At 59.6% G+C, this 12,072-nt stretch carries 7 protein-coding genes; all 7 read left to right on the top strand.

Features of this window, described 5'->3' with window-relative positions:
- The first annotated feature begins 5 nt into the window (after positions 1-5).
- Positions 6-2,582: a DUF5696 domain-containing protein gene (locus tag AC6I6H_RS01960; RefSeq protein WP_497950418.1), complete on the top strand. Its 2,577-nt coding sequence runs from the start codon at positions 6-8 to the stop codon at positions 2,580-2,582.
- Positions 2,579-3,478 carry a carbohydrate ABC transporter permease gene (locus AC6I6H_RS01955; RefSeq protein WP_497950413.1) on the top strand — a complete coding sequence of 300 codons (900 nt, stop codon included), beginning with the start codon at positions 2,579-2,581 and terminating at the stop codon, positions 3,476-3,478. The genes AC6I6H_RS01960 and AC6I6H_RS01955 overlap by 4 nt, the downstream gene beginning before the upstream one ends.
- 46 nt (positions 3,479-3,524) lie before the next feature.
- Positions 3,525-4,502 carry a carbohydrate ABC transporter permease gene (locus tag AC6I6H_RS01950; protein ID WP_497950799.1) on the top strand — a complete coding sequence of 326 codons (978 nt, stop codon included), beginning with the start codon at positions 3,525-3,527 and terminating at the stop codon, positions 4,500-4,502.
- Between the two features lie 35 nt (positions 4,503-4,537).
- On the top strand, positions 4,538-6,799 hold the full coding sequence (locus AC6I6H_RS01945; protein WP_497950408.1) for a DUF5060 domain-containing protein: 2,262 nt from the start codon (positions 4,538-4,540) through the stop codon (positions 6,797-6,799).
- A 72-nt stretch (positions 6,800-6,871) separates the two neighbouring features.
- Positions 6,872-7,927, top strand: a complete 1,056-nt coding sequence (locus AC6I6H_RS01940; protein ID WP_497950406.1) for a glycosyl hydrolase — start codon at positions 6,872-6,874, stop codon at positions 7,925-7,927.
- 24 nt (positions 7,928-7,951) lie between these two features.
- The gene (locus tag AC6I6H_RS01935) at positions 7,952-9,067 is read left to right on the top strand and encodes an SGNH/GDSL hydrolase family protein (RefSeq protein WP_497950402.1); all 1,116 of its coding nucleotides are present in this window, start codon (positions 7,952-7,954) and stop codon (positions 9,065-9,067) included.
- Positions 9,068-9,226: 159 nt separating this feature from the next.
- Entirely contained in the window at positions 9,227-11,266 is a 2,040-nt protein-coding gene (locus AC6I6H_RS01930; protein ID WP_497950398.1) for a GntR family transcriptional regulator, read from the top strand.
- Positions 11,267-12,072: the final 806 nt, after the last annotated feature.

Raw genomic sequence — 12,072 nt, 5'->3', positions numbered from 1 at the left:
CACCCGTGAAACGAAAAAAACGCTTGTATACGGTGCTGGTCTGCGTCATCCTGTGCAGCATCGTCGCCGGCGTCCTGTTCTATGTCAACCATGGAGCGCCCGCCGTTGAAGCGGCGGCATACGAAAAGGAAGCCGCCGAGCTGGAGCCGGGAACAGAGCTGGCCAGCCTGCCGGATTCGGGGCAAGGCGTACCGGGCATGGATCTGGTGGCGGACAACGACGCCCTCTCGCTTTACTACCATCCGGAAACGACGGAAATCGCCGTCCTGGACAAGAAAAGCGGCAACGTATGGCGCAGCAACCCGGCGGACCGGGACGAGGACGCCAAAGCGTCCCCTTACGAGAAAGAAGTGCTGTCCTCCCAGCTGACGGTTTCCTTCCGGGATTCCATCGGCACGCTGGACACGTACCCGAACTTTACGCAAAGCATCTCCAAACAGCAGTTTACCGCCGAAAGCATCAAGGACGGCGTACGCATCACCTATACGCTGGGCGACATGTCGCTCGGGATCGACGCCATGCCGAAATACATCACGCAAGGGCGGCTGGAAGAGAAGGTCCTGAGCAAGCTGGACGAAAAACTGGCCCGTTACGTGCAAGCCCGCTATTACCCGAGCAAAACAAACGAAGGCGTTCTGGAGCGGCTGGACGACCAGATCAAACGGGAACTGGTGCTGAAGAAAATGCTGGACGCTTTTGCCCAAGCGGGTTATACCGAGGAGGATCTGGCGGCCGACAACGAGGCGAACGGAGTGGGCGGCGGAGACGCCGGCTCGACCAAGCCGCAATTTTCGATTCCGCTCGAATACCGGCTGGAGGGCGATTCGCTCGTCGCGTCGGTCCCTGTGGGCCACATCAAGGAAAGCGAAACGCACCGCATCCGCAGCATCGACCTGCTGGCCTACTTCGGTGCGGCCGGAGCGGATGAAGAAGGCTATATGCTGGTGCCCGACGGAACCGGCAGCCTGATCCGCCTGAACAACGGCAAGGTCAAGGATGAGCAGTACGTGCAGAAGGTGTACGGACTCGATCCGAACGACAACAGCCGGACGCGCGGCCAAGTGAGCGAAAGCGCCCGCATGCCGGTGTTCGGAATGAAAACGGGCGACGCCGCCTGGTTCGCTCAAGTGGAAGAAGGCGACGCTATCGCCAGCATCGTGGCGGACATCGCCGGCAAGCAAAACTCGTTCAACCACGTGAACAGCTCCTTCGCCGTACGCGGGGAAGATGAGCTGGAGCTTTACACCGGCAATACCGTACAGGAGATCAACCTGCTCGGAAACAAGCTGTACGGCGGCGACATCCGCGTCCGCTACAGCTTCCTGTCCGGCGAAAACGCCGATTACGCCGGCATGGCCCGGCTGTATCAGGACCGCCTCGTGCAGGAGAAAAAGCTGCAGCCTCTCGAAGAAGGCGCGCTGCCCTTTTACCTTGACGTTCTCGGCGCCGTGGATAAGCAGCAATCGTTCCTGGGCGTGCCTTACAATGCGATTGTTTCCATGACGACGTTCGAGCAGGCGGGCGAAATCGCCGGGGACCTGCAAAAGGACGGCGTGGCCAACCTGCAGATGCGCTACCTCGGCTGGTTCGGCAAAGGCGTCAAGCATATTACGCCGGTCAAGGTGAAGACCGAAACAGAGGTCGGAAGCAAAAACGATCTGAAGGAGCTTTCCGCGCAGCTGCTAAGCGCCGGGGGCGGCCTTTACCCGGATGTGGCGTTCCAGCACGTGTACCATGACGACCGGAACTTCTCGCCGTCGTCCGACGCCGCCCGTTTCGTAACGAAGGACCGGGCCGTCTTGTCGCCGGTCGACCGGAACATGAACCGGATGGACACCTACTACGGCACGTACCTGCTGCTTTCTCCGGCCAAGCTGCCCTATTTCGCCGAGCAGTTCGCCGAGAAATACAAATCGTACGACCAGACCGGTCTTTCGCTGCGCGACCTCGGCAGCACCCTCACGTCCGATTACCGCGACAGCCGATTGATCTTCCGGGAAACCGCGAAGAAGATCGTCACCGATGAACTGGGCAAGCTGCGCGAGTCCTTCCCGAACCTGATGATTTCGGAAGCCAACTCGTACGCGTGGGAATACGCCCGTCATCTCATCGACGTGCCGACCTCGACCAGCGGCTTTAACATTACGGACGAAGAAGTACCCTTTTACCAAATGGTGGTGCACGGCTACCTCGATTACAGTGGCGCGGCCGTCAACGTCAGCAATGAGCAGGACACGAAAACGCAGCTTCTCCGTTCCATCGAGCTCGGCGCGGCTCCGCATTTCCTGTGGTCCTATGAACCGGCGTCGAAGCTGAAATTTACCCGTTTCGACGACCTTTACGCCACCTATTACAAAGACTGGTACGACGAGGCCGTGGAAATGTACAACGAAGCGAACCGCGCGCTGTCCGATTTGCGGACGCAGCGGATGACCGGGCATGTGCGGCATCCGAACGGCGTAGTCGAAGTGCAGTACGAAAGCGGCGCCTCCGTTCTGGTCAACTACTCGGACGAAGCGGCCGAAGTAAACGGCGTCCGGGTGGAGCCGGGCAATTTTGCAATAGGCGGTGACCGCGCATGAAAATGAAACTGACCTTAGCCCGCAGAAAATCACTGCTCGGCCTGCTTTTTATCTCCCCCTGGCTGCTCGGGTTTCTGTTCCTGTTTCTGAAGCCGCTTATCGAGTCGATCCGCTTCAGCTTCAACAAGCTCATCATCGAGCCGGGCGGCTATTCGCTCCAGTTTAACGGCTGGACCAACTTCAAAGACGCTATGTTCGTGGACGCCAACTTCAACCGGATTCTGACGGAATCGATTATCGGCATGGGCGTGGACGTTCCGCTGATCCTGTTTTTCAGCCTGTTTTCGGCGGTTCTGCTGAATCAGAAATTTCGCGGCCGCGCGGTGGCCCGGGCGATCTTCTTCCTGCCGGTTATTCTGGCGTCCGGAGCGATCGCTGCGGCGGAATCGTCCGGCCTGATCAACCTGGTCGGCAACGCAGCGGCTGCCGAAGACATGGGCCAGACGGCTGCGCAGTTCAACACGATGTCGCTGGTGCGGATTCTGGTCGAGACCGGCTTCCCCGTGGAAATCACCGAATACATCATCGGCGCCATCATGCGGATTTACGACATTATTACCAGCTCGGGCGTGCAAATTCTGATTTTCCTCGCCGCGCTGCAATCCGTGCCGGGTTCGATGTACGAAGTCGCCAAGATGGAAGGCGCGACGGCTTACGAATCGTTCTGGAAGATCACGTTCCCGATGGTCAGCCCGCTGATCATGACCAACATCATCTATACGATCATCGACTCGTTCTCGGACAGTCCCATCACCCAAACGATCTACGAGACGGCGTTCAAAACCCAGAATTTCGGCTTGAGCGCCGCGATGTCGTGGATTTATACCCTGGCGGTCGCGCTGATCCTGGTCATTATCGGTTACATCCTTTCCAAAAAAATCTTTTATCAAAACTAGGCGTCAAGAAAGGAGGGAACGGGCCGTGTCCATCGTTCGTGGCTTATTGCAGCAAAAGGCGTCAGAACGGAACCTGAACAAAGTCAAACAGAAATCGGCCAACCTTCTGTGGGTGCTGTTTCGTTACGCGCTGATCATCGGCATTTCCTTCATTATTCTTTATCCGATACTGACGAAAATTTCCTATGCTTTGAAGGATAAGCAGGATATCTACAACCCGACGATCTATATGATTCCGGTGAATTTTACGCTGGACAATCTGAAGGTAGCGATGGATCTGCTGGATTACTGGCCGCTTCTCGGCAACACACTGGTGTACGTTTTCATCACCATGCTTTTTCAAACGGTATCCAGCGCGCTCGCCGGCTACGGCTTCGCCCGGTTCAAGTTTCCGGGCAGCAACATTCTGTTCGCCTTCGTCATTCTGACCATTATGGTGCCGATGAGCACCCTGATGGTGCCGATGTATCTGCATTTCCGCAGCTTCGACATTCTGGGGCTGATCCATCTCTTTACCGGCAAGGACGGTGTCAATCTGCTGAACAGCTATTGGCCCGCCATCATCACCTCGATCACCGCGAATGGGCTGAAGTCGGGCTTGTACATTTATATCTTCCGCCAGTTCTTCCGCGGGCTTCCGAAGGAAATCGAAGAAGCTGCGCTTATCGACGGGGCTGGCGGGATCAAGACCTTTTTCCGGATCATGCTGCCGAACGCCATACCGCCGCTGATGACGGTTGCGTTGTTTTCGTTCGTCTGGCAGTACAACGACACGTTCTACACCTCGCTGTTCATGAGCGAAAGCGCCTTGATGCCGCTTAAGGTGGCGTCGCTGCCGGCGGACGCCAACCAGCTGCTGCCGATTCTGCTCGGCCTTGGCACAAGCGCAAAGGCCGACCCGAACCATGTGGCGCTGATCGTTGACACCGGCATTCTGCTGGCAATTCTTCCGCTAATCATCCTGTATCTGTTCGTACAGCGCCACTTCGTGGAAAGCGTGGAGCGGACCGGCGTCGTCGGGTAAGCCCGCGGATGCGCGAAAGCGGAGGAAACGGACGGATGACAAAGAAAAAACGGATGATTCTCACCGGCTCGGCGGTTCTGGCGGCCGTCGCTGTCGCCGGGCTGGCCGTCTGGACATCGGGCGGCAGTCCGTCCGAAGCAAAGCCGTCGCCCGCCGCTTCGGCGGCCGGGCAGACGGCGGAGCCGGCCGGCGGGCCGCGAATCGCCGCGGCGGAGCCGAATGGCGAAGAAATCGGGTTGTTCGAGAAGCTGGAGCTGAGTCTGACGCTTGAAGCCAGCTACGAGAATCCCTACGATCCGGAGCAAATCGACGTGGGGGCTGCATTTGTTTCCCCAAGCGGGGAAGAATGGAAGATCAACGGGTTTTACGACGGGGCGGGATGGAAGCTGCGCTTTTCGCCCGACGAGGAAGGCGAGTGGACGTACCGGCTCCGCATCAAAGACCGGAACGGCCAATCGGAGACCGGCGAACGGTCCTTCCGCGCGGTCGTTTCCGGCCATCACGGCTGGATCGGCGTTTCCCCGGAGAACGGGCGGTTCCTTTCCCACCGGAATGGAACGCCGTTCTACGGCGTAGGCGTCGCTTATCCGTGGGAGACAACGGAAGCCGGGCTCGACCGGATCGCCGCGGCAGGCGGGAATCTGGTGACGTACTGGAACGGCAACTATGACAACGCGGGAAGCGGAGGCGGAAACGAACAGCTGGAATCCGCCGCATCCGGCATCGGCCGGTACGACATGCGCAAGGCGCAGCGGATCGACGAGCTGCTGGAGTGGTTCGAGCAGCGCGAGCTGAAGATGAGCTTTGTCATCTGGCCGCACGATTCGCTTGCCGACAACATCGACTGGCCGGCGACATGGGACAAGAACGCGTATTCCGCGTTGGGGGAAGCGGTCGACTTCTACCGCGACCCGGCCATGTGGAGCCAGCAGGAGAAGCTGTACCGCTACATCATCGCCCGCTGGGGCTACAGCCGTTCCCTCGGCATCTGGGATCTCATTTGCGAGGTGACCGGAACGGACGGCTGGGCGCTCGGCGACAAGGCGCAAGCGGATGCCTGGCTCACCAAAATCCATGCTTACTTCAAAGAGCACGATCCGTACGGCCATCCGACCATGGGTTCGGCCGCCGGAAACGCGGAGGACTATTGGGACCACGCTTACCGGACGCTGGATCTGGCCGACCGGGAAAATTACTACAGCCTGCACTTCAGCGCATATGCCGAAGATATCGCAAAGCGCTGGCAGTACGGCAAGCCGCTGATGATCGGCGAGACCGGCAACGTCTCCGATGCGGCCGCCTATCATAATGCGGTTTGGGCTTCGCTGGCAAACGGGCTGGCATCCTCGCCGATCTGGTGGGACTTCGGCCAGGTGAATGACGCCATGTGGGAGCAGATGAAGCATTTTTCGGCGTTCGCTGCCGACATTGACGTGACGCAGCGGCGGGAACCGGTTCGCGCCGAAACGCGTTCCTTTGAGAAGGAGCTTCCGGCGGAGGCCGCCCTGGAGGACGGAACGGATTTATCCGACTGGAGCCTGCCGGAATGGGCCGACGCCAACAAGAACGCCAACGGCACCGCCTCCGCCGCTCTCAGGGAAGGGGAGGGCGAAGCCTTTGCCCTGCGCGGCGACATGACGTTCGCCGGCGGCGGGTACGCCCAAGGCGTGCTGCAGCAAAATACGCCGGCCTCCGATTGGTCCGGCTACGACACCCTTACGTATGAAGTTTACGTGGAAGAAGGAGCGGGAACGGAGCTGCGGGCCAAAACGGTGCTTTTTCCAAAAGGCCAATGGACCGAAGCCCAGGACGCCTTTGATGTCCCGCTGAAGCCGGGGGCTTGGACGACTGTCCAGATTCACCCGGCGGAAACAAAATGGCTGAACCGTGAAATGCCCGCCGACGAGCTGAAGCAGATCGAAGGCTGGGCGCTCAAGGTTTATGCGCTGAATGCGCCGGCAGAGGGAAAAACCGTCGCCGTCAAAATCCGCAGCGTCCGGCTTGGCGCGGCAAAAGCGCCGGTTGCGGTGCTGAAGGAGGCGGAAGCCTGGATGATGCGCGGGGAAGACGGCGCGGCGTCCTACGGCTGGATGGTGACCGAACACGGCAAGCTCGGCGGCCTGACGGCTGTTTTTCCCGGGTGGGCGGACGCCTCGGTCCGGGTCGAATGGTATGACCCGTGGGACGGAACCCTGCTCGGCGGATCGGAGATTCAGACACGGGAGGGCAGGCTGACGCTTACCGCTCCCGCTACGGACCGTCCGGACCTTGCTTTTACGATTCAACCGTCAACTTGACGCGCATTTCAACCCTTTCGGCCACAACCGAACCGGCAAGTGACGAAAATTCCAAGCGACAGGAGCGGCATCATGACCTATACAAACTGCGGTACGCGTTTTGACGTGGAGCCCCGGCTGATCAATCCGAATGCGACGGATAACGCCCGGCGGCTGATGGCTTATCTCTGCGACACCTACGGCAAACAAATGCTGCTTGGCCAGCAAATCGGCGTTCTGTCGACCCCCGAATTCGAGGTGCTGCGCGAAACAACCGGCAAGTATCCGGCCGTCGGCGGCTTCGATTTTATGAACTATTCCCCGTCCAAAGCGGAACGGGGCGCCGTTACCCGCGATACCGAGCTGGCCATCGACTGGTGGCGCGACGGCGGAATCGTAACGTTCTGCTGGCACTGGAACGCGCCGAAGGATCTGATCGACCTGCCTCCGGACCGGGGATGGAACCGCGGCTTTTACACGAACGCCACGAATTTCGATTTGGCCAAGGCGCTTGCGGACGATGCCTCCGAGGATTATGCCCTGCTTTTGCGGGATATCGATGTAATCGCCGCCGAGCTGGCGAAGCTGGGCGAAGCGGGCGTGCCGGTGCTGTGGCGGCCTCTGCACGAGGCCAGCGGCGGCTGGTTCTGGTGGGGCGCCAAAGGGCCGGAGCCCTGCATCGCCCTTTGGAAGCTGCTGTACGAGCGGCTGACGGACCATCATGGCCTGAATCACCTTATCTGGGTGTGGAACGGCCAGCACAAAGACTGGTATCCGGGAGACGAATACGTCGACATCATCGGCGAGGACATCTATCCGCCGGAACGGGATTATTCGCCGCAAAAGGAGCGCTTTGAAACAGCGCTTGCCTACACGGAGCAAAATAAGATCATCGCGTTGTCCGAAAACGGCACGCTGCCCGACCTGGACGCCATGGAGCGCGAAGGGACGATGTGGGCCTGGAACTGCACCTGGTACGGCGATTTTCTGTTTGAGCAAGTGGAAGGCGTCCCGACGTACAGCGGAAAATACACCGAACGCGAGCAGCTGCTCAAGCTTTACGCCCATCCGCTCGCGGTCACCCGCGACCAGCTTCCGGACTTGGCGGCTTATCCGATGAAGGATGCCGCGGGGCAGCGCGCGGAATAAAACGCGCCGAAGGAGAGGAAGCAGATGGAACAAACCGTTTGGAAGCACCGCAGCCCGCTTTCCCGCACCTGGCGGCAGATTGCCGCAGGCAAGCTGACCGTCGGCTTTATCGGCGGCTCCATCACCGATGCCAGGCCCCGGCACAACTGGCCGGAGCCGGTGATCGGCTGGTTCGCGGAGACGTTTCCCGGGGTAACCCTTGCCGTGGAGAACGCCGCGATCGGGGCGACCGGAAGCGATCTGGCCGTGTTTCAGGCCAAACGCCACCTGATCGAGCGGGGCTGCGACCTCGTGTTCATCGAATACGCCGTAAACGACGAAGACGTGCCGAGCGACCGGCGCAAGCGCTCGCGGGAAGGATTGATCCGCCAGCTGCTGGCGGACGGGGAGCGGGATCTTGTGCTGGCGTATACCTTTTCCCAAGGGATGTATGAACCCATGATGGCGGGAGAGGTGCCGGAAACGATCCGCGAGCTTGAGGAGCTGGGGGAGCACTACGGGATCGGCTCCGTCTGGATGGGGCTTTACAGCCTGGGCGAAGTGCGAAAAGGACGCATCCGCTGGGAGGAATGGCTGCCCGACGGGCTGCATCCGACCGCCAGGGGCAGCCTGAGCTACGGGCAAAGCGTGATCGCCTTCCTGGAGCGGGAGAAAGAACGGGAAGGGGAGCGGGATCAGACTGCCTCCGGCTGGCACGAGCGCCAGCGCGGCGCTTTGGCGAATCCGCTGCAGCCGCTCCACTGGGGCGACGTGTACGAGGTGCCTTTTGAAGACATGCGGACCGAAGGCCCCTGGGTGATCCGGCGCTGGCCTTATTACTCCTATATCGACCGGGTGCTGGAAACGGCCGCGGTCGGCGCCAGGCTGTCGTTTTCCTTCGAGGGCCGGGGGCTGGCGCTTGCCTTCGATTTCGGCAAATCCTCCGCCGAATTCCGCTATCGGCTGGACGGAGGCGACTGGGTGGAGGTAAGCCGCGAGCGCCCGGATTGGGTGGCGAACGACGGCTGGCTGCGGCTCAGCTTTTTGGGCGACGAGCTGCCGGACGGCCGCCACGACTTCGAGCTGGAGGTTATTCACGGCAACCGGCCGTCCTGTACCGGCACCAACCTGCGGCTGGCCAAGGCGGGCGTGATCCGCTAATCGGCGCACGAGAAAAGCATGAACCGGATTTCCGCTTGCTGCGGGAATCCGGTTTTTCGCTATCGGCGTAATCGGGTAAGCGGCGCTTTTCGGCGCGCGTTTGAACCGCTATACTGAAAGGAAGACGAAGAACGGGTATCATCGAGATGGAGTGAGCGCATGCAGCCAGCGGACCGTGTCCCTTTGTACCAAAAAATCCAGGATTACCTTCGCGGCCTGATTGAAGCGGAACGCCTTCGGCCGGGCGACCGCGTGCCGACCGACAAAGAGCTGATGGAGCGGTTCGGGGTGAGCAAGATTACGGTAGTCAACGCGCTATCCGGCCTCGCCAATGAAGGCCTGCTGGTCCGGGTTCCGGGCCGGGGAAGCTTTGTGCGGGAGGCGGCGTCCGGAGACGGGGCGGCGGAGCGGCCGGAGGACGGCGCGCCGGCAGGTTCCGGCGTCGGGGACGCGCTCGTGGGGGTGATCATGCCGTCTATCCAGGACGAATTCGCCACCGGCTTGATCGCCGGCATCGAGCAGACGCTTTCCAAGGCCGGACGGCGCAGCGTGATTCTGCTTTCGGGAGGCGACCTGCGGAAGGAAAAGGAAGCCATCCGGCTGCTGCAAGCATTTGGTGCACAGGGCCTCCTGATTTTTCCGGTGGATGAGGAGCAGTACAACGAGGAAATTCTGGCGCTGAAGTTCGCCGGCGTCCCGTTTGTGCTGATCGACCGGTATTTGCCCGGCGTCGAGACGCATTTTATTGCGGCGGACGGCAGACTCGGAGTGGAGAAAGCCGTCGATCACCTGTGGGCGCTGGGCCACCGCCGGATCGCGATTTGCTCCGACTCTCCGATACAGACCGTCACCGTGCAGGAGCGGATCGACGGCTACATGGACGCGCTCAAAAAGAGAGGGTCGCTGATCGATCCGGCGCTTATCCTGACCGGCCTCGCTCCCGTAACGGAAGCCAATCGGGATACCCATCCCTTGACGCGAAGCATTTGCGGCAAAGCCGCTACCGCTTATATCACCCTGAACGGAAAGCTGGGTGTGCGCTTATACCAGGCGGCGGAACGGGCCGGCTTTCGAATCCCGGACGATCTGTCCCTGGTCACCTTCGACAACCCCGACCCGAGTCTGGAGGAGTTCGGCCTGTTTACGCACATCCGCCAATTTGAGCGGGACATGGGCAGCCAGGCGGCCTCCAGTCTCCTTGACATTCTCGAGCGGCCGGAGCGGTTCCGGGAAGGCTTCCGCAAAACGATATTGGAGCCCGAGCTGGTGATCCGCCGGACCACCGGTCCCGTCCCGCAGCCGGAAGAAGGCCCGGATGCACGGGGGAGCAAGAACGCCGGACAGGGAAGCAAGAACGCCGGACAGGGGAGCAAGAACGCCGGACAGGGAAGCAAGAACGCCGGACAGGGAAGCAAGAACGCCGGACAGGGAAGCAAGAACGCCGGACAGGGAAGCAAGAACGCCGGACAGGGAAGCAAGAACGCCGGACAGGGAAGCAAGAACGCCGGACAGGGAAGCAAGAACGCCGGACAGGGAAGCAAGAACGCCGGACAGGGAAGCAAGAACGCCGGACAGGGAAGCAAGAACGCCGGACAGGGAAGCAAGAACGCCGGACAGGGAAGCAAGAACGCCGGACAGGGAAGCAAGAACGCCGGACAGGGAAGCAAGAACGCCGGACAGGGAAGCAAGAACGCCGGACAGGGAAGCAAGAACGCCGGACAGGGAAGCAAGAACGCCGGACAGGGAAGCAAGAACGCCGGACAGGGAAGCAAGAACGCCGGACAGGGAAGCAAGAACGCCGGACAGGGAAGCAAGAACGCCGGACAGGGAAGCAAGAACGCCGGACAGGGAAGCAAGAACGCCGGACAGGGAAGCAAGAACGCCGGACAGGGAAGCAAGAACGCCGGACAGGGAAGCAAGAACGCCGGACAGGGAAGCAAGAACGCCGGACAGGGAAGCAAGAACGCCGGACAGGGAAGCAAGAACGCCGGACAGGGAAGCAAGAACGCCGGACAGGGAAGCAAGAACGCCGGACAGGGAAGCAAGAACGCCGGACAGGGAAGCAAGAACGCCGGACAGGGAAGCAAGAACGCCGGACAGGGAAGCAAGAACGCCGGACAGGGAAGCAAGAACGCCGGACAGGGAAGCAAGAACGCCGGACAGGGAAGCAAAAACCCCGGAAAGAGAAAAAAAGAATAGCAGCGCGGCAGATGCGGCGTGTTTGGGGATAGGGATGCGGATGCTCCAGGTCACTCAAACACGCTTTTTTCATGTCCTTTTTGTACCGGACTTATGGCTCCGAAGAAGAAAAAGAAAAGCCTGCTGGTTCCCGGCGCGTTCTGGACCCAAGCGGTCGGGAAGGAACCGGCGGGATACGAGTTTCTCTTGACGGAGAAACTCCGTTTGTCGAGAAACCCCGTTGATTTTAGTTACCATAGGTGCTCCGTTTCGTTTGTCATCGTTGTTAAGGGGAACAAGGGGGGCTAACTCCATTTATCTCAGCGATCCTGTTGGCTCGCCATCTTCTTCCTGTTCTGTACGGCTACCGTCATCAGCGTCTCCCGTTTGCCTCATTCTCCCTTCCTTTCTTTCTGCTTGTGGCGGGCACAAGCCAACGAAGCCCAGTAAAAAAGGCAAACAGGTGCACAGCGACACTTATTTTCAATGGTGTCCCGTTCCGATTGCGAAATAAATCCCTGCACGCACCTAATTCTGACTAAACAAGCGATATCTGTAGAAATACGGAGAGATAATTGCTTTTTTGCAGCTAATTAGTTAATAACGGTCAGAAACGATCAGATTAGTTGCTTTTTTGCACTACCTGTCCACGCTGGAAACGCGAAACCCTCCGGTTATTGGGCCATTCGTGCCGTCTGCACTTTTGCACAAAAAATGCCTGCCGAGACTTTTTGACAGCCTGAGTTTCTCTTGACGGAGAAACTCTTTTTTTCTATAGTCGATGTATATAATAAATATATAAATTATATATAATACATTTTACCGGA

The organism is Gorillibacterium sp. sgz306347, assembly GCF_059735245.1.
The sequence above is the reverse complement of the archived record's forward strand: the minus strand, read 5'-3'. Positions and strand labels throughout refer to the sequence as shown.

What these genes read in the sequence shown, in the direction of transcription:
- AC6I6H_RS01930 (WP_497950398.1), top strand. Translation starts at nt 9,227, where the DNA reads ATGCAGCCAGCGGACCGTGTCCCTTTGTACCAAAAAATCCAGGATTAC.
- AC6I6H_RS01955 (WP_497950413.1), top strand. Translation starts at nt 2,579, where the DNA reads ATGAAAATGAAACTGACCTTAGCCCGCAGAAAATCACTGCTCGGCCTG.
- AC6I6H_RS01945 (WP_497950408.1), top strand. Translation starts at nt 4,538, where the DNA reads ATGACAAAGAAAAAACGGATGATTCTCACCGGCTCGGCGGTTCTGGCG.
- AC6I6H_RS01935 (WP_497950402.1), top strand. Translation starts at nt 7,952, where the DNA reads ATGGAACAAACCGTTTGGAAGCACCGCAGCCCGCTTTCCCGCACCTGG.
- AC6I6H_RS01940 (WP_497950406.1), top strand. Translation starts at nt 6,872, where the DNA reads ATGACCTATACAAACTGCGGTACGCGTTTTGACGTGGAGCCCCGGCTG.